The sequence below is a fragment of the Streptomyces toxytricini genome (assembly GCF_014649915.1).
GTDB lineage: Bacteria > Actinomycetota > Actinomycetes > Streptomycetales > Streptomycetaceae > Streptomyces > Streptomyces toxytricini.
This window is the reverse complement of sequence record NZ_BMTY01000003.1, coordinates 286,473-303,749: the sequence shown is the minus strand read 5'-3', so window position 1 is coordinate 303,749 and position 17,277 is coordinate 286,473. Positions and strand designations below refer to the sequence as shown.

The window sequence follows — 17,277 nt, the reverse complement described above, 5'->3', positions numbered from 1 at the left end:
CCGGACCCTCGTGGTCCGGGGCCCGTCGGCGTTCCTGCGGGACTACGCCGCCACCCAGCCGGTGAGCGCGGCCCAACTGGCCGGGGCCAGGTCCAGGACCGGGCCGCCGTCGACCTTCGAGTCACGGACGTGCACGGCGTGGGGGCAGGCGGCCACCTCCACGCACTGGCCGCCTTCGCTGCCGCTGTGGCTGGACGTGCGCCACCTCGCGGAGACCTCGACGCAGGCGCCCCCCTCGTCACCGCTGTGGCTGGACTTCCGCCAGTCATAGGCCACTTCGACGCACTGGCCGCCCTCGTCACCGCTGTAGCTGGACTTGAACCACACGAGTTCGGTGCTCATGACTCTCCTAGCAGCCGGTCCAACAGCCCCTTGGTCTCTGCCACGTTGAGGGCCTGGGACCGCAGCATCGCATACTTCTGCGTGAGGATGCTGACCTCGTTCGGGTCGCGAACGAGGAAGCTGCCGCGCTGAGTCTCGGAGTAGGCGAGGTGCTGGAACTCGGGTGTTTCCAGGAGCGTGAAGGGGCCATTGAGCCCCGCCTGGGCGGTGAGTCCCAGCGGCAGCACCTGGACCGAAGCAGACGGCAGGTCGGCGCACTCCCGCAGGTACCGGATCTGCTCCCGGTACACCTCCGCCCCGCCGATCCGGTCCCGCAGGGCGGGCTCCCAGATCACGAACGAGAGCGTCGGCGGCACGGGGCGGCGCAGTATCTCCTGGCGCTGCATCCGCCGCGCCGTCTGGAGTTCGACCTTGGCCTCCCCCAGGTACGGGACGCGGCAGGACAGCACGGCGCGGGCGTAGGCCTCGGTCTGGAGCAGGCCGGGCACGATCATCGTGTCGAACCAGGACAGGGCGAGGGCCTCGCGCTCCCGCTCGAAGTACTCCTCGGCCCAGGCCGGGATCATGTCGACCTCCGGCATCCGCAGGGCCGCGACGGTGAGCACGCCGGGGAGCCCGAGGGCCCGGTCCATCCGCTCGGCGACGTCCGGCATCAGCACGCGCCGCCCCTGCTCGATGGAGGCGATGGTCTCGCTGTCCATGTTGACCAGGTCGGCGAGCCCGCTCTGGGTGAGCTTCTTGGCGATCCGGCCGGTGGCTACCTGCTCGCCGATCATCTTCATCGCGGTCGCGTTGGGCCGTGGCGCCCTCTTCCGTGGTGGCATACGCGTGCACTGCCACCCGCGCCTGCGGCTCAATCCCGTACCAACCCGTACTCCTCGATGAGTACGGGTCGGTACCGCATCCCCCGGGCGACGGCCCGAACAGGCCTCCGAGCGGGACGGGTTGGTCAGCCGGTCGGCGACGGTGCAGGCGACGGCACGGGGCGGACGAGCTCGCCCAGCGTCGGGACGGACTCGGGGCGGGCGCGGACGGCGTCCGTGCACTCCCAGGCGCGCGGCGGGTCGCTGTCCGGGCCGCCGAGGACGACCGGGCCCGGCCCGGCCGAGACGGTCTCGTTGCCCGCGAGGGTGCACACCACCTGGGCGAGCGCCACCGGCGGCAGGTCCTCGGGCTTGCGGCTGAGGCGTACCGTTCCGGCGGGGTCGGCCGCCCGGACCGGGGCGGTCGTCAGCCCGTCGGGGACGGCGGTCGTGAAGCCCGCCTCCCGCTCGTCGTGGCCGGGCTCCCGCTCCAGGGCCGCCAGCAGCGCCTCCGCGGCCGCCTGGGCGGCCGTCCGGGCGGGCTTCTTCTCGGTCGCCATCGGCACGATCCGCTCGACCCCGACCAGCTGCGAGCCGCACACGAGTTCCACGGTCGCCCGGAAGCCCTGCGCCCCGCCCTGCTGCGCCGGGATGTCGCAGGAGACCCGCGAGGGGGCCGGGCCGACGTCGACGGGGACGGTCGTCGCCCGGATCCCGCACCCGGCCGACAGGGACGCCAGGGCGCCGACGACCGCGGCCGCCGCGGCCGCCCTACTCCTGTGCGTCGCCACCGGCGATCACCTTCCCCACGTCCACCGGCAGGCGCAGCGTGAACAGCGCGCCGCCGCCCTCCGCGTTGGCCGCGGTGATCTCGCCGCCGTGGATGTGCGCGTTCTCCACGGCGATGGACAGGCCCAGGCCGCTGCCGTCGGACTTCGGGCGGGACGCGCTGGCCTTGTAGAAGCGGTCGAAGACGTGCGGCAGCACCTCTTCCGGGATGCCGGGGCCGTTGTCGCGGACCGCGATGACCAGCCACTCCCCCTCGACCCGCACGGAGACCCGCACCGGCGAGCCGCCGTGCTTGAGGGCGTTGCCGATGAGGTTGGCGAGGATGACGTCGAGGCGGCGCGGGTCGAGGCGGGCGACGATGCCCCGCTCGGCGTCGAGTTCGACGGCGTCGAGCCAGGCACGGGCGTCGATGCAGGCGGTGACCTGGTCGGCGACATCGACGTCGTCGATGACGAGGCGGGCCGTCCCCGCGTCGAAGCGGGTGACCTCCATCAGGTTCTCGACGAGGTCGTACAGCCGGCGGGTCTCGCTGACGACGAGGGTGACCGCGGGCGCGATCATCGGGTCGAGGTCGTCGACCTCCTCCTCCAGCACCTCGGCGACGGCCGTCAGCGCGGTGAGGGGGGTGCGCAGCTCGTGCGACATGTCGGCGACGAAGCGCCGGCTGGCCTCCTCGCGGGCGCTCATGTCGGCGACCTTCTTCTCCAGCGCCTCCGCCGTCTTGTTGAAGGTGTGCGACAGGTCGGCGAGTTCATCGTTGCCGGAGACGTCGAGGCGGTGGTCGAGCTCCCCCTCGCCGAGGCGGCGGGCGGCGTCGCCGAGCCGCTGGACGGGCTTGAGGACGGTGCGGGCGGCCACCTGTGCCAGCAGGGCCGAGCCGAGGAGCGCCAGCACGGTGGCGATGGCGAGGGACCAGCCGAGGGTGTTCAGGTCGTCGCGCTCCTGCGCGAGCGACTTGTACATGTAGCCGGTCGGGCCGCCGCCGACGATGCGGGTGCCGCCGACGAGGTACGGGTTGCCGTGCGGCTTCGTGCGCTGCCAGTACATGTGGTACTCGGCGTCGTGCGCGGCGGTGGCCTTCTGGCGGTCGTTCACGGCCCGCCGCAGGGACTCGGGGACGTCCTCCAGCCGGAAGGCGTCCGGGCCGGCCGCGCCGAACGCGGTGCGCCCGTCGGGCCGCTCGTCGACCAGCAGCACGCTGTACCCGGGGGCGCTGCCGGCCATCAGGTCGGCGGTGCGCTGGAGTTCCTCCGGGGTGGGGTCGGCGGGCAGGGCCGCGGCCCGGTCCTGCATCTCCTGCCGGAAGTCGCCGAGGGCGGCCTCTTGGGTGCGGGTCAGGACGGCCTCGCGGTTGAGCCAGTACGCGATGCCCGAGGCGGACACGGCGGCGACCAGCGCGACGAGGGAGAAGACCAGGAGGAGCCGCAGCCGCAGGCTGGTCCAGCGAAGGCCCGCGAACAGAGCGTGGATCACTGCGGCGAGTCCAGGCGGTAGCCGACCCCGCGGACGGTCCGGATGAGGGTCGGGGAGGACGGCACTTCCTCGACCTTGGCGCGCAGCCGCTGGACGCAGGCGTCCACGAGGCGGGAGTCGCCCAGGTAGTCGTGCTCCCACACCAGCCGCAGCAGCTGCTGGCGGGAGAGGGCCTGGCCGGGCCGGCGGCTGAGCTCCAGCAGCAGCCGCAGCTCGGTCGGGGTCAGCTGGAGGTCCTCGCCGTTCTTCGTGACCGTCATCGCGGCCCGGTCGATGACCAGGGACCCGAAGACGGCCGAGTCGCTGGCCTCCCGCTCGCCGCGGCGCAGGACCGCCCGGATCCGGGCGTCGAGCACCCGGCCCTGGACGGGTTTGACGACGTAGTCGTCGGCGCCCGACTCCAGGCCGACGACCACGTCGATGTCGTCGCTGCGCGCGGTCAGCAGGATGATCGGCAGCTGGTCGGTGCGGCGGATCCGCCGGCACACCTCGAAGCCGTCGATCCCGGGCAGCATCACGTCCAGCACGATCAGGTCCGGGCGCTGCTCGCGCAGCATCTTCAGACCGTCCTCGCCCGTCGCCGCAGTGGCCACGCGGTGGCCCTGGCGGGTCAGGGAGAGTTCGAGGGCCGTGCGGATGGCGTCGTCGTCCTCGATCAGCAACAGGAAAGGCACGGCCACATTCTGTCCCATGGGCAGTCGGGAGTTCGACCGTCGTGCGCGGAGCGGCGCCGCGGGCGGTGCGGCGCGGCGCTGTGACACGCCTGTGACAGTCGGCGGACAGCCCGGTTATGTCCGGGGGGCAGGCTTCTACCAACGCACCGAGCAGGAGCCCGGTAACCGAAGCAGACCTACGACGGGGGGCGCGAGATGAACACGCTGCACAGCACCACCACCAGCGCGGTTGTCACGCGGCTGCACGATGTGAACCGCCGGGCGGGTGCCCGGTCGGTGGCGGTCGCCCGTCCCCGGCAGGCGCACACGGTGGCCATCGACGCGAACACCTACCGGGCAGCGGCTCCCGCCGCCCCGGCCGAGCAGGCGCCGCGCCTGTCCTCGGACTCGGAGGCGGAGTTCACCGCGTACGTCCGGGAGCGGCGGGCCGCGCTGTACGCGACGGCCTTCCACCTGACGGGCGACCGGTACGAGGCGGAGGACCTGCTCCAGAGCGCGCTGTTCTCGACGTACCGGGCCTGGGACCGGATCAGCGACAAGGCGGCCGTCGGGGGCTACCTGCGCCGCACCATGACGAACCTGCACATCAGCGCCTGGCGCCGGCGGAAGCTCAACGAGTACCCGACGGAGGAGCTGCCGGAGGCCGCCGCCGACACCGACGCGATGCGCGGGACGGAGCTGCGGGCGGTGCTGTGGCAGGCGCTGGCCCGGATCCCGGAGCCGCAGCGCACGATGCTGGTGCTGCGCTACTACGAGGGCCGCACCGACCCGGAGATCGCGGAGATCCTGGGCATCAGCGTCGGCACCGTGAAGTCGAGCATCTGGCGCTCCCTGCGCCGCCTGCGCGACGACGAGGTCCTGAGCTTCGGCCGCGACGAGTCCGAGTCCTTCGAGGAGCTCGTCGCGTAGCCGGGAGACCACTGGCCGGGGGGCCCGTCCTACGGGGGTGGGACGGGGGCCATTGGGGGGGGATGGAGGCGGGATCATGCGGTCGGGGGTCCGCAGGGTCCCGCCTTCGCACGTCCGCGGCCGGCGGCCCGTGGCGCATCGCGCGCCGGGGCCGCCGGCCGCGGTGCGTCCGGGGCGCGGGGGCCGGGTCAGGCCGCGGCGGCGGGGGCGCGCAGGCGGCCGGCCGCGGCGGCGGCCAGGCGGCCCAGGGCCTCGTCGCGGCCGCAGGGGTGCGCGCCGAGGGCGGTGTGGCGGGCGACGATGCCCCGCTCGGCCCGCATCAGGCGCAGGCCGCGCCGCAGCAGGAACAGCACGGACTTGCGGCCCTCGCGCAGGTCGCGGACCAGGCGGCGGCGGAAGGTCGTGGAGGGTCGGCCGCGCAGGCAGATGGCGTCGGCGAGGAGGCCGAGCTCCTGGCAGCGGGCCGCTATGTCCGCGGCGAAGATGCCCTCCGCGATGAACAGCGGCGCGCCCGCGGTGTCGAAGGTCTCCGAGCCGGTGCGGGAGGACGTCGAGATGTCGTAGACGGGGACCTCGGTGCGGCCGGTGCGGCACAGGTCGGCGACCGCGGCGACGGCGGTGTCGGCGTCCCAGGAGAGCGGGGAGTCCCAGTCGATGTCGGAGCTTCCCTCGACCAGGGGGAGGGACGGGTCGTCGCCCTCCTTGTAGAAGTCGTCCAGCCGGAGCACGGGAAGCCCGGACCGGGCGGCCAGCGAGGACTTGCCGGAACCCGAGGGCCCGGTCAACAGGACGACACGCGCAGGCGAAGGAGAGGAGGAGCTCACGGGACACCAGTGTGACGCATTCCCCCGCGCAGGGGATGCCATCTGCGGGCGGTTGGTATCCAGGATCACACCTCCACTACGCTGCGTGCGCACGCGAACACGACCACAGGCGGGAAACCCATGGCACGTCACGCAGCCCCCGGCACGTCCAGCGCCCTGCGCTCCGCGCGCTCGGCGGGCCTCACGCTCTCCATGGCCGGCGCGGCCCTCGCGATGGCGGCCGGCGGCGCCGAGGCGGGCGAACTGTCGGTCCCGGCGGCCGTGTCCGGCGTCGTCGACCCGATCGCGAACCTGAAGGTGAACCCGCTCGCGAAGACCGGGGTGGACCCGCTGGACAACGGCATCGCCACGAAGGTCGCGGACTTCCCGGCGGTCGGCACCGGCATGGTCACCGGCGCGCTCACGCAGGGCCCGTCGGTCAAGGAGCTGCCGACGGCCGCCGTGACGTCCCTCCTGGGGCCCGTACTCCCGAAGTAGGCACGGCCCCGGGGCAGCGGAAAGGGCCGTCGGCGGCACATGTGTGCCGCCGACGGCCCTTTCCGCGTTCCGCGCGGGGTGCGGTCCGGCTAGTAGCTGGAGCCGGAGGCTCCGAGGGAGCCGGTGGGGTGCCAGACCGTCTTGGTCTCCAGGAACGCGGTCATGCGCGACGTGCCCGGGTCGGCGCTCCAGTCGTCCACAGGCTGTGGACGCAGGACGCGCTTGAGGTTGTCGGCCGCGGCGATCTCCAGCTCCTTGGCCAGCGCCTCGCCGGCGCCCGCCAGGTCGATCGCGTTGACGTCCTGGTGGGCCGCCAGGTGCGGGCCCATCTCGGAGGCCTTGCCGGAGAGGACGTTCACCACGCCGCCGGGCAGGTCGGAGGTGGCGAGCACCTCGCCGAGGGACAGCGCCGGCAGCGGGGCCTTCTCGGAGGCGATGACGACGGCGGTGTTGCCCGTCGCGATCACCGGGGCGATCACGGAGACCAGGCCGAGGAAGGACGACTCCTGCGGGGCGACGACCGCGACGACACCGGTCGGCTCCGGGGTCGACAGGTTGAAGAAGGGGCCCGCGACCGGGTTGGCCCCGCCCACGACCTGGCCGATCTTGTCGGTCCAGCCCGCGTACCAGACCCAGCGGTCGATCGCGGCGTCCACGACGGCGGCCGCCTTGGACTTCGACAGCCCCTCCGCGTCGCCCACCTCGCGGACGAACTGCTCGCGGCGGCCCTCCAGCATCTCGGCGATGCGGTAGAGGATCTGGCTGCGGTTGTACGCGGTCGCGCCCGACCAGCCGCCGAACGCCTTGCGGGCGGCGACGACCGCGTCGCGGGCGTCCTTGCGGGAGGAGAGGGGGGCGTTGGCCAGCCACTTGCCCTTCGAGTCCGTCACCTCGTACACCCGGCCGCTCTCGGAACGCGGGAACTTCCCGCCGACGTACAGCTTGTAGGTCTTGAAGACGTTCAGTCGCGTGGTCGACTCAGACATCGAGGTAGGCCTCCAGACCGTGGCGACCGCCCTCGCGGCCGAAGCCCGACTCCTTGTAGCCGCCGAAGGGCGAGGTCGGGTCGAACTTGTTGAACGTGTTGGCCCAGACGACGCCCGCGCGGAGCTTGTTCGCGACGGCCAGGATGCGCGAGCCCTTCTCCGTCCAGATGCCCGCGGACAGGCCGTACTGGCTGTTGTTGGCCTTCGCCACCGCCTCGTCGGGCGTGCGGAAGGTCAGCACCGACAGCACCGGGCCGAAGATCTCGTCACGGGCGATGGTGTGCGCCTGGGTGACGTTCGTGAACAGCGTCGGGGCGAACCAGTAGCCGGCGGACGGCAGCTCGCACGCCGGGGACCAGCGCTCGGCGCCCTCGGCCTCGCCGGTCTCGGCGAGCGCGGTGATCCGGGCGAGCTGCTCCGCGGAGTTGATCGCGCCGATGTCGGTGTTCTTGTCCAGCGGGTCGCCGAGGCGCAGGGTGGACAGGCGGCGCTTGAGGGAGTCCAGCAGCTCGTCGTGGATCGACTCCTGCACGAGCAGGCGGGACCCGGCGCAGCAGACCTGGCCCTGGTTGAAGAAGATGCCGCCGACGATGCCCTCGACGGCCTGGTCGATCGGCGCGTCGTCGAAGACGATGTTGGCGCCCTTGCCGCCCAGCTCCAGGGTGACCTTCTTGCCGGTGCCCGCGACCTGGCGGGCGATGGCCTTGCCGACCGCGGTGGAGCCGGTGAAGGCGACCTTGTTGACGTCCGGGTGCGCGACGAGCTCGGCGCCCGCGTCCCCGTAGCCGGGGATGATGTTGACGACGCCCCGGGGCAGCCCGGCCTGGCGGCAGATGTCCGCGAAGAACAGGGCGGACAGCGGGGTCGTCTCGGCCGGCTTGAGGACGACGGTGTTGCCCGCGGCGAGCGCCGGGGCGATCTTCCACGCCAGCATCAGCAGCGGGAAGTTCCACGGGATGACCTGGCCGGCGACGCCGAGCGGGCGCGGGTTCGCGCCGTAGCCGGCGTGGCCGAGCTTGTCGGCCCAGCCCGCGTAGTAGAAGAAGTGCGCGGCGACCAGCGGGAGGTCCGCGTCGCGGGTCTCCTTGATCGGCTTGCCGTTGTCGAGGGTCTCCAGGACGGCCAGCTCGCGGCTGCGCTCCTGGATGATCCGGGCGATGCGGAAGAGGTACTTGGCGCGCTCCGCGCCGGGCAGCGCGGACCACTTCTCGAACGCCTTGCGGGCGGCCTTCACGGCGCGGTCGACATCGGCGGCGCCGGCCTGGGCGACCTCGGAGAGGACCTCCTCGGAGGACGGCGAGACCGTCTTGAAGACCTTGCCGTCGGCCGCCTCGGTGAACTCGCCGTCGATGAAGAGGCCGTAGGAGGGGGCGATGTCGACGACCGAGCGGGACTCGGGAGCCGGAGCGTACTCGAATGCAGATGCCATGGTGATCAGTCCACCGTCACGTAGTCGGGACCGGAGTAACGGCCGGTGCTCAGCTTCTGGCGCTGCATGAGCAGGTCGTTGAGCAGGCTGGAGGCGCCGAAGCGGAACCACTCGCTGGTCAGCCAGTCCTCGCCGGCGGTCTCGTTGACCAGGACCAGGAACTTGATCGCGTCCTTGGTCGTGCGGATGCCGCCGGCCGGCTTCACGCCGATCTGGATGCCGGTCTGCGCCTTGAAGTCGCGGACGGCCTCCAGCATCAGGAGGGTGTTGGCAGGGGTGGCGTTGGTGCCCACCTTGCCGGTCGAGGTCTTGATGAAGTCGGCGCCGGCCAGCATGCCGATCCAGGAGGCGCGGCGGATGTTGTCGTACGTCGACAGCTCGCCGGTCTCGAAGATGACCTTCAGGCGGGCGGCGGTGCCGTCCTCGCGGACGCACGCCTCCTTCACGGCCTTGATCAGCTCGTACGTCTCCAGGTAGCGGCCGGCGAGGAAGGCGCCACGGTCGATGACCATGTCGATCTCGTCGGCGCCGGCGGCGACGGCGTCACGGGTGTCGGCGAGCTTGACGGGCAGCGCGGCGCGGCCGGCCGGGAAGGCGGTCGCGACGGACGCCACCTTGACGTCGGCGCCGTTCAGGGCGGCCTTCGCGGTGGCCACCATGTCCGGGTAGACGCAGACCGCGGCGGTCATCGGCGTCGTACGGTCGGTCGGGTCGGGGTGGACGGCCTTCGCGGCGAGCGCACGGACCTTGCCCGGGGTGTCGGCACCCTCAAGCGTGGTCAGGTCGATCATCGAGATGGCGAGGTCGATGGCGTACGCCTTGGCCGTCGTCTTGATCGAACGGGTCCCGAGCGCGGCCGCGCGGGCCTCCAGGCCGACGGCGTCCACGCCGGGCAGCCCGTGCAGGAAGCGGCGCAGCGCACTGTCGGACGTCGTCACGTCGGCGAATGCGGTGAGGGTGGTGGGCATGGTCACCACACGAGCATATCTACGCGCGTAGCGGCCTGTCACCCCCATGAGTGCACATCTGTGCGGGGTCGGCCGCATCCGTGCTGTGAGGGCCGCGGCAAAGACGCTGGTCACCGCCGTTACACGGCCATGACGGGAATCCGACGGTCCGGCCGAAACCCACGCATAGATTTTTCCCAGCAGCCCGCCAGACCTCCCGGACCACGGACCACGGCCCGACCCACCGACCGCCCGCCCGCCCGCCCGAGAACACGCGGCATGCGACTCTCCCGCCTATCCTCGACATCAGCTCCAGGAGTCGTTATGCGTACCGCCTTCGCCCTCCGTACCTCGCTCGTCACCGCCGCCCTCGCGGGCGCGCTGCTCTGGCCCGCCGCGAGCGGCGTGTACACGGCCGTCGCCGCGCAGGGCCCGCATGCGGCCGCGGAGTACGGCGGCGGCGCGGCGTCGGACGGCGCCGACCGGTACGCGGGCGAGCCGGTGTACATCGGCGAGGGGCTCGTCGCCGTGCTGCGGAACGGGGCGGAGGGTCCCGAGGCCTGGATCCGCGCCGTCGGCACCCGGTGGAAGCCCGGCGACACGTACATGGTGCGGGTGCTCGCGCTGCTGGACCGGAGCCACCCCGGGGACACCGTGAACGGGCTCGGGCTGCGGCTGGCCAAGGCCGACACCGATGCGCCGGTGCTCGTCGTCACGCAGGACGGGGCAACGGCGTCGTACCCGCTGCCGGCGAAGGGGGCGGCCGTGGAGCCCGCCCCCGCCCCGGCCGCCGCCCGGCCCCCGGCGCCCGCGCAGGAGGCCCCGGCCGTGCAGGCGCGGACGGCAGCCGCGCCCGCGGCGCTCGTCACGACGGCGGCCCACGGCGCGGCGGCATACGAGCCGGCGGCCGCGGCGGAGGACGGCGACGACACGGTGACCTTGGCGGCGGGCGCCGGGCTGGTCGCGATCACCGGCGCGATGGCCGCGGCCCGGCTGCTCCGCGCCCGCCGCGGCGGCCGCGCCTGACGGCCCGTTCGGCGGCCGGGAACGGCAGCCCGCAGGGGCTCGTCGTCCGGGGGCGGGTGAGGCAGAATCGGGCGCATGAGCAGCCAGCAGCCTCCTGACGAGCCGGTCTACGACGACCGGGTCTACCGCTCCCCCATGGCCGTCGTCACCGGGGTCCTGCTGCTGGCGCTGATCGCGTGGCTCTGCGGCGACGCGATCGTCCGCGGGGAGGGATCGGCCCGCTGGTTCGGGGCCGCCGCCGCGCTCTTCGCGGTGCCGCTGGTCGTGGCGTTCACGATGCGCCCGGCCGTCTTCGCCAACGAGGACCGGATGCGGGTCCGCAACCCCTTCCGCGTGATCGAGCTGCCCTGGGCAGCCGTGGACGCGGTGCGCGCCGGGTACTCCGCCGAGGTGCTGGCCGAGGGCTCCACCTACCAGCTGTGGTCCGTCCCGGTCTCGCTGCGCGAGCGGAAGAGGGCGCAGCGCGGGCGGCTCAGCCGCCGCGGCGGACTGACCGGCCGCGGCCTGACCGTGAAGCCGTCCGGGCCGGAGGCCGGGGGCGGCGCCGCCGACGGCTCCGCGGCCGAGCCGCAGCGGGCGTACGCGGACCGGGTCGTGGACGAGCTGCGGGACCTCGCCGAGCGCGGGGCCTCGCGCACCGGCGCCCAGGGCGGCGTACGGGTGCGCTGGTCCTACGAGGTCATCGCACCGGCCGTCCTGGGCGCCGTCTCTCTCGTCGTGCTGTTCGCCCTGCGCTGAGGATCGTCAGACGCGCGCGGCCCGCGGGTCGTGCGGGTCCTTGCACAGCGCCCAGATGACGAAGATCGCGATGGCGATGGCGATCACCGACCACCAGGGCTGGTACGGCAGCCACAGGAAGTGCGCGATCAACGACAGGCAGGCCAGTGCGATGCCGGCGATGCGCGCCCAGGTCGCGCCGTTCTTTAGCAGGGCCAGACCGGCCGCCAGCGCCAGGATGCCGAGGATCAGGTGGATCCAGCCCCAGGCGGTCAGGTCCAGTTTGAAGACGTAGTTGCCGATGCGCTGGTAGACCTCGTCCTCGGCGATCGCGGCGATGCCCTCGAAGATCGCGAGCACGCCGATGACGGAGAGCAGGACGCCGGCGAACACGGTGCCGCCGGTCGCCCAGTCGCCGGTGCCGCCGGGCCGGCCGGCGGGTGTGTGAGTGGGTGTGGTCGACATTGCGCCACCTGGCCTCTCGCTCGTACGGGTGGGGCCATTCGAGCGTGCGGTGGTTCCGCCGCCGGGGCGAGCGGCCGTGGGCCGAACGGGTGACGGGCGGCCGGGGCCGGCGGGGGGCTGGGCCCCGTGACGTACGGGCCGAGACCTTTGGCACCATGGGCTCGTGACTCATGGGAACCAGCCGGACGAGCCGCTCCGGATGCTGACGGGCCTGGAGGTCAGCGCCGTCTCCTTCGTCCGCGACTACGTCGAGCTGCACTTCGACGGACCGGTTCTGCGGGTCTTCAGCCACCCGCGGGGGGTGTACGGGGGCCGCGAGTGGCGGTTTCCCGCCCCGGGGTCGTCGGATCTCATGCGCTGCTACATCGGCAAGACGGTGAACGGCGGTGAGGTGGATCCGGATCGGGTGATCGCCCTGCACTTCGGAGAGCACCGGTTCGTCATCCCGCTGGACTGCGAATCGAGCAGTGGCCCCGAGTCGGCCAACCTGGTGGGCGTCGACGAGGACGGCCGGACTTCCGTCCGCGGCGGATTCTGGGTCTGGTAGCAGGACCGGCGCGCGGGTCCGGGACGGCCGGGCGGGCGGGGCGGCAGGGAAGGACCGCGCGGACCGCCCGGCGCCGTCAGAGTTCGCAGTCGATGCGGACGTTCGTGCCGGTCTCGCCGTCGCAGTCGTCCGAGCCGGTGAGGCCGTTCAGGGTGTCGTTGGCCGGGCCGCCGCGCAGGAGGTCGTCGCCCGAGCCGCCGGTGAGGAAGTCGATGCCGCCCGCCGTGCCGACGGAGTCGCGGGCGAACCGGGAGTCGGTGTTGTCGCCGACGATGAGGTCGTTGCCGCCGCGGCCGTCGATCACGTCGTTGCCCGCGGTCGCGCCGGCCGGGTCGCCGAGGCCGCTGTCGCCGGCGAGGACGGTCTCGTCCGCGCTGCCGCCGAGGATGCGGTCGTTGCCCGATCCGACGGCCCTGCCCGAGTAGGCCCGGTGGTCGCCCCAGGCGCCGTAGCCGCCGTCCGCGCCGAGGTCGATGAGGTCGTCGCCGCCGCTGCCCGCGGTGTCGCCGAGGACGGAGGCGCTGTCGCCGACCGCCTGGCCGTTCTCGCCCTCGCCCTCCAGCAGGACGTCGTCGCCGGCGCCGGTCGCGCCGCGGAACCCGCTGGAGTCGCCGGTCAGGCCGTCGCTGTCGCGGCCGCCGTCGAGGCGGTCGTCCGCCCCGCCGCTCGCACGGTCGCCGGCACTGTCGCCGATCAGGGAGTCCTCGCCGTCACCGCCGAAGAGCAGGTCGGCGGAGGCGCCGTCGGCCGTGCCCTGCACGGCGAAGTGGTCGCCGACGAGGGTGTCGGCCTCGCCGCCGCCGACGAGGTGGTCCCGGCCCGTCGGCCCGGAGGCCCCGCCGGTCCACGCGGCGTCGTCGCCGACGAGGAGGTCGGCGCCCGGGCCGCCGTCGGCCTGGTCGTCGCCCGCCCCGCCCGCGATCCGGTCCTCGCCCGCGCCGCCGATCAGGACGTCGCCCTCGCCGAGGCCGCAGATGAGGTCGTTGCCGTCGCCGCCGTCGAGGACGTCGCGCCCGGCCGTTCCGATGAGGACGTCGTCCCCCGGCGTGCCGCGGGTGCCGGTGGCGGCGGCGCCGAAGCAGGTCGCGGCCGCGCCCGCCGTGTCCGCCGCGTGGGCGGGGAGCGCGCCGAGCCCGGCGAGGGCGGTCGCCAGGACGTGCGCCCCGACGAGGGCGGCGATCCTGCGGGCGGGCCGGCCCGGTCGGGCGTGGCCGCGGAGGTCTCTTCGGGGTCCGGGCATGGCGCTCTCCTTCCGCGGCATCCGGTATGCGTCGCGTGGCGCTCACTGTGCGTGACGCGTGCCGGTGCTCGGGAGGGGCGCGTCCACAGCCGCCGTATTTTCATCCGATCGGCTTCTCATACGACTCCCCTGGCCGGGGGCATACGGAACCGAAGCCGCCGCGGAGTGCGTCCACGCAGGTGTGCAGCGTCATGAGGTCGGCCACCGCGCCGCCACCGTCCTACACCTGCGGCTCCGGCTCCTCGGCGGGGCCCTGCTGGTCGCCCACCTGCTCCTCGTCGGCTGGCTCACTCTGCGTCCGCTGGACGTGCCGTGGGCGGCGGCCGCGAACCTGACGCCGTTCGAGGGCATCCGCGCCGACCTGGAGAACGGCCCCGTGGCGGCCGCTCGCCGGATCGGCGGGGGCCTGGCGCTGCTGGCCCCCCTCGGGGTGCTGCTGCCGCTGGCCGGCGGGAGCCTGGCGCCGTCGCCGCTGGCGGCCTGGTCGTCGCTGGTGCGGACCGCGGCCGCGGGGGTGCTCGTCTCGATCGGCATCGAGATGCTGCAGAGCTCGGTCCCGGGGCGCGTCGTGGACGTGGACTCGGTGCTGCTGAACACGGTGGGCGTGGTGCTGGCGCACCTCGCGGTGGTCCCGGCGGCGCGGGCGCGGATGCGGCGTACGCGGGCGGCGCGGGCCGAGGCCTCTCAGGGGTCCACCCCGAGAATTGCCAGGGTCGGGCTCGGCCCTTGGACCGACGTTCTGTCGGCGGTGCCGCGGGAGTATTGAGGCATCACGGAAAACCCCGTGAACATCGACGGAGGAGATCCCATGAGCGCCCTTGTTCGCCCCCGTGACGGCCGCTGGATCGGCGGCGTCTGCGCCGGACTGGCGCGGCGGTTCGGAATGTCCGCGAACACGATGCGGCTGATATTCGCCGTCTCGTGCCTGCTGCCCGGCCCGCAGTTCCTGATCTACCTCGCGCTGTGGCTGCTCCTGCCCAACGAGAAGCCGTCCGCCGCCGCCTGGTGACGGGCGGGCCGCCGCCCGACGGTGCGGCGGCCCGGCCGCGGGCCTGAGGGGTCAGGCCGCGCGGCGGACCTTCTCCAGCTGCTTGTCGGCGACCTCTTGCGGCACCCGGGCCCTCTGCCCGGCGGCCGCCACGTTGAGGGCCATCAGGCGCACGATCGTGTCGCCCTCGCGGACGACGACCACGTGGACGTGGGCGGCGACGCCCTGTGCGGCCGCGGTGGTGGTCCAGCTGACGGTGTCGTCGCCGGCCGTGCGGTACCCGGCGGCCCGGACGTCGCGGTAACTGCCGCTCTGGTTCTGCACGGTGGCGCTGAAGCCGGTGCCGCAGGCGGCGACGGCGTCCTTCAGCCGGGAGACGAGGGCCTTGGCGTCCCGCTCGGCGTAGGAGCTGACGGAGGCGGAGACCGCGAGGCCGACCTCCTTCTGCGAGCCGATACCGCGGTTGACCGTCTCGCGGGCCGCCGGGTCCGGCTCGTCGCCCATGATGTCGGCGAGGGGCTGGCAGGTCCTGCGGTCGGCCTGGGGCTGGCCGTCGGGCGCGGCCGGGTTCTTGCCCTGGGCGGAGATCTGGTAGCCGGGCAGGTCGCCCGGGGCCAGGGCGGAGCGCTCCAGCCTGCTGCCGCCGGACGGCGGTGCGGCAGGGGCGGAGGGCGTGCCCGCGGCGGGCGTGCCGGCGGGGGAGGCGACCGGGGCGGAGCCCTTCGGGTCCGGCGCCTTGCCGCTGCCGGGCCCGCTGCTGCAGGCGGCGGCCCCCAGGACGAGGGCGGGCAGCAGGGCGGCGGCGACCGCTCCGGTGGTGGTTCGTGGCTTCGTACGCATGACCGGCGACCTCTCCCCCGGCGGTGCCGGGCGCGTCCCCGCACGGTCCTCGGCGGGCGGTTGGCGGGGATCCTGGCACACGGCACCGCGCGGCGCACACCTGGTCGAAGCGGCGTGCGCCGCGCGGACACGCTTGCGAATCAAGGGGGATCCGGGACGGATCCGGTGTGGATCAGCCGCCGAGGGCGCCGTTCAGCGGGAGGCCGCCGAGGGTGGGGCCGAGCGCGTTGGCCAGCTCGCCGACCGGGGCCGCCGGGTCGCTGGACTCCTGGCCGTCGGCGTTGACCTGCTGCTGGCTGGTGAGTCCCTGGAGGGCGCCCGTGGCGGTGCCGAGCGCGTCGGTGAGGCCGACGGCGGGGGTCGCCGAGGCGGTTCCGGCAGCGGCGGCGGCGAAGGCGGCACCCATGGCGGCGGCACCGAGCATCTTGGCGGCTGACTTCTTCATGAAGGATGTCCTTGCGACGGGGAACTGGGCGGCTCCGCAACCTAGCCACTGCAAACCGGCGCCCGCAAACATCGGGAAATATGAAGAAGCGCCCGGGAATTGCTCTTCCCGGGCGCCGTCCTTTCGTCAGGCCGTGGCCTGGGGCCCCACAGAACCGCTGGTGGAGGCGGTCTGCCGGAACAGCCATTCCGACTTCAGCTCGGCATAGCCCGGCTTGATGACGTCGTTGATCATCGCGAGTCGTTCATCGAAAGGAATGAACGCGGACTTCATCGCATTGACGGTGAACCACTGCATGTCGTCGAGCGTGTAGCCGAAGGCGTCGATCAGGTGCTCGAACTCGCGGCTCATGCTGGTGCCGCTCATCAGCCGGTTGTCGGTGTTGACCGTCAGGCGGAAGTGCAGCCTGCGCAGCAGTCCGATCGGGTGTTCGGCGTACGAGACCGCGGCGCCGGTCTGGAGGTTCGACGTCGGGCACATCTCCAGGGGGATGCGCTTGTCGCGGACGTACGAGGCGAGGCGGCCCAGCGTGACCGAGCCGTCCTCGGCGACCTCGATGTCGTCGATGATCTTCACGCCGTGGCCCAGGCGGTCGGCGCCGCACCACTGGAGGGCCTGCCAGATCGACGGCAGGCCGAAGGCCTCGCCCGCGTGGATCGTGAAGTGGTTGTTCTCGCGCTTGAGGTACTCGAACGCGTCGAGGTGGCGGGTGGGAGGGAACCCGGCCTCGGCGCCGGCGATGTCGAAGCCTACGACGCCGTTGTCGCGATAGCGGTTGGCCAGTTCGGCGATCTCCAGCGCGCGGGCGGCGTGGCGCATCGCGGTGAGCAGCGCGCCGACGCGGATGCGGCGGCCGGCGGCCCTGGCGCGGCGCTCGCCCTCGCGGAAGCCGTCGTTCACGGCCTCGACGACCTCTTCGAGGGTCAGGCCCGCCTCCAGGTGCTGCTCGGGGGCGTAGCGGACCTCGGCGTAGACGACGCCGTCCTCGGCGAGGTCCTCGGCGCACTCGGCGGCGACCCGGAAGAGCGCCTCCTTCGTCTGCATGACGGCGCAGGTGTGCGCGAACGTCTCCAGGTAGCGGGGCAGGGAGCCGGAGTCGGCGGCGTCCCGGAACCAGGTGCCCAGCTTGTCGGCGTCGGTCTCGGGCAGCTTGTCGTAGCCGGTCGCGCGGGCCAGCTCGATGATGGTGCCGGGGCGCAGTCCGCCGTCGAGGTGGTCGTGGAGCAGCACCTTCGGGGCACGGCGGATCCGGTCCGGAGTGGGCGGGTTGGAGGTCTCGCTCGTCATCTGCGCACTGTACTCCTACGCGCGTAGAGCGCGTCGGTGGCGTGAGGCTCCGATACCCAACAGAGACCG

General features: G+C 73.3%; 21 protein-coding genes. 7 read left to right on the top strand and 14 right to left on the bottom strand.

The genetic code is table 11. The features are described 5' to 3' along the window. Positions 1-42 precede the first annotated feature (42 nt). From IE170_RS05520 to afsQ1, 5 genes are all read right to left on the bottom strand, one after another. On the bottom strand, positions 43-342 hold the full coding sequence (locus IE170_RS05520) for a DUF397 domain-containing protein (RefSeq protein WP_189808129.1): 300 nt from the start codon (positions 340-342) through the stop codon (positions 43-45). Then, positions 339-1,124, bottom strand: a complete 786-nt coding sequence (locus IE170_RS05515; protein ID WP_223855959.1) for a helix-turn-helix domain-containing protein — start codon at positions 1,122-1,124, stop codon at positions 339-341. Before IE170_RS05515 ends, IE170_RS05520 begins: the two co-directional genes overlap by 4 nt. A gap of 167 nt (positions 1,125-1,291) precedes the next feature. Beyond that, positions 1,292-1,936, bottom strand: a complete 645-nt coding sequence (locus tag IE170_RS05510; RefSeq protein WP_189808127.1) for a hypothetical protein — start codon at positions 1,934-1,936, stop codon at positions 1,292-1,294. Further along, positions 1,917-3,407 (bottom strand): ATP-binding protein, encoded by a 1,491-nt coding sequence (locus IE170_RS05505; RefSeq protein WP_229884600.1) that lies wholly within the window; start codon positions 3,405-3,407, stop codon positions 1,917-1,919. Before IE170_RS05505 ends, IE170_RS05510 begins: the two co-directional genes overlap by 20 nt. After that, positions 3,404-4,081, bottom strand: a complete 678-nt coding sequence (gene afsQ1 / locus IE170_RS05500; protein ID WP_174250340.1) for a two-component system response regulator AfsQ1 — start codon at positions 4,079-4,081, stop codon at positions 3,404-3,406. Before afsQ1 ends, IE170_RS05505 begins: the two co-directional genes overlap by 4 nt. Before the next feature lie 195 nt (positions 4,082-4,276). Here afsQ1 and IE170_RS05495 point away from each other — a divergent pair, with 195 nt between their 5' ends. Continuing rightward, entirely contained in the window at positions 4,277-4,990 is a 714-nt protein-coding gene (locus IE170_RS05495) for a SigE family RNA polymerase sigma factor (protein WP_189808126.1), read from the top strand. A gap of 188 nt (positions 4,991-5,178) precedes the next feature. Here IE170_RS05495 and IE170_RS05490 read toward each other — a convergent pair whose 3' ends face one another. Then, a complete protein-coding gene (locus IE170_RS05490; protein WP_223855958.1) occupies positions 5,179-5,856 on the bottom strand; it encodes a uridine kinase family protein in 678 nt (225 codons plus the stop codon). Between the two features lie 78 nt (positions 5,857-5,934). On the opposite strand from IE170_RS05490, the gene IE170_RS05485 reads away from it, so the two are divergent. Continuing rightward, on the top strand, positions 5,935-6,291 hold the full coding sequence (locus IE170_RS05485; protein ID WP_189808125.1) for a hypothetical protein: 357 nt from the start codon (positions 5,935-5,937) through the stop codon (positions 6,289-6,291). Between the two features lie 89 nt (positions 6,292-6,380). Here IE170_RS05485 and IE170_RS05480 read toward each other — a convergent pair whose 3' ends face one another. From IE170_RS05480 to deoC, 3 genes are read right to left on the bottom strand one after another with little or no spacing between them, the layout of a single operon-like run. Further along, on the bottom strand, positions 6,381-7,277 hold the full coding sequence (locus IE170_RS05480; RefSeq protein ID WP_189808124.1) for an aldehyde dehydrogenase family protein: 897 nt from the start codon (positions 7,275-7,277) through the stop codon (positions 6,381-6,383). Further along, positions 7,270-8,706, bottom strand: coding sequence for an aldehyde dehydrogenase family protein (locus tag IE170_RS05475; RefSeq protein ID WP_189808123.1), 1,437 nt, complete (start codon positions 8,704-8,706; stop codon positions 7,270-7,272). The genes IE170_RS05480 and IE170_RS05475 overlap by 8 nt, the downstream gene beginning before the upstream one ends. A gap of 5 nt (positions 8,707-8,711) precedes the next feature. Further along, positions 8,712-9,674 (bottom strand): deoxyribose-phosphate aldolase, encoded by a 963-nt coding sequence (gene deoC / locus IE170_RS05470; protein WP_189808233.1) that lies wholly within the window; start codon positions 9,672-9,674, stop codon positions 8,712-8,714. Between the two features lie 303 nt (positions 9,675-9,977). Between deoC and IE170_RS05465 the strand changes: the two genes are divergently transcribed. After that, positions 9,978-10,679 carry a hypothetical protein gene (locus IE170_RS05465; RefSeq protein WP_189808122.1) on the top strand — a complete coding sequence of 234 codons (702 nt, stop codon included), beginning with the start codon at positions 9,978-9,980 and terminating at the stop codon, positions 10,677-10,679. A gap of 75 nt (positions 10,680-10,754) precedes the next feature. Further along, complete coding sequence (locus IE170_RS05460; RefSeq protein WP_189808121.1) at positions 10,755-11,417, top strand: PH domain-containing protein; 663 nt, start codon at positions 10,755-10,757, stop codon at positions 11,415-11,417. Positions 11,418-11,423: 6 nt separating this feature from the next. Here IE170_RS05460 and IE170_RS05455 read toward each other — a convergent pair whose 3' ends face one another. Further along, positions 11,424-11,861: a DUF7144 family membrane protein gene (locus IE170_RS05455; RefSeq protein ID WP_189808120.1), complete on the bottom strand. Its 438-nt coding sequence runs from the start codon at positions 11,859-11,861 to the stop codon at positions 11,424-11,426. A gap of 163 nt (positions 11,862-12,024) precedes the next feature. Here IE170_RS05455 and IE170_RS05450 point away from each other — a divergent pair, with 163 nt between their 5' ends. Continuing rightward, entirely contained in the window at positions 12,025-12,408 is a 384-nt protein-coding gene (locus IE170_RS05450; protein ID WP_189808119.1) for a hypothetical protein, read from the top strand. A 76-nt stretch (positions 12,409-12,484) separates the two neighbouring features. Here IE170_RS05450 and IE170_RS05445 read toward each other — a convergent pair whose 3' ends face one another. Continuing rightward, a complete protein-coding gene (locus tag IE170_RS05445; RefSeq protein WP_189808118.1) occupies positions 12,485-13,648 on the bottom strand; it encodes a calcium-binding protein in 1,164 nt (387 codons plus the stop codon). 181 nt (positions 13,649-13,829) lie between these two features. Here IE170_RS05445 and IE170_RS05440 point away from each other — a divergent pair, with 181 nt between their 5' ends. After that, complete coding sequence (locus IE170_RS05440) at positions 13,830-14,414, top strand: VanZ family protein (protein WP_189808117.1); 585 nt, start codon at positions 13,830-13,832, stop codon at positions 14,412-14,414. Positions 14,415-14,456: 42 nt separating this feature from the next. Next, positions 14,457-14,657: a PspC domain-containing protein gene (locus IE170_RS05435; protein ID WP_114053858.1), complete on the top strand. Its 201-nt coding sequence runs from the start codon at positions 14,457-14,459 to the stop codon at positions 14,655-14,657. Positions 14,658-14,708: 51 nt separating this feature from the next. Here IE170_RS05435 and IE170_RS05430 read toward each other — a convergent pair whose 3' ends face one another. The 3 genes from IE170_RS05430 to IE170_RS05420 all read right to left on the bottom strand — a co-directional run bounded on the left by IE170_RS05430 (position 14,709) and on the right by IE170_RS05420 (position 17,208). Beyond that, positions 14,709-15,476 (bottom strand): hypothetical protein, encoded by a 768-nt coding sequence (locus IE170_RS05430; RefSeq protein WP_189808116.1) that lies wholly within the window; start codon positions 15,474-15,476, stop codon positions 14,709-14,711. Positions 15,477-15,648: 172 nt separating this feature from the next. After that, positions 15,649-15,921, bottom strand: coding sequence for a hypothetical protein (locus IE170_RS05425; RefSeq protein WP_114053856.1), 273 nt, complete (start codon positions 15,919-15,921; stop codon positions 15,649-15,651). A 126-nt stretch (positions 15,922-16,047) separates the two neighbouring features. Next, positions 16,048-17,208: an adenosine deaminase gene (locus IE170_RS05420; RefSeq protein WP_189808115.1), complete on the bottom strand. Its 1,161-nt coding sequence runs from the start codon at positions 17,206-17,208 to the stop codon at positions 16,048-16,050. Positions 17,209-17,277: the final 69 nt, after the last annotated feature.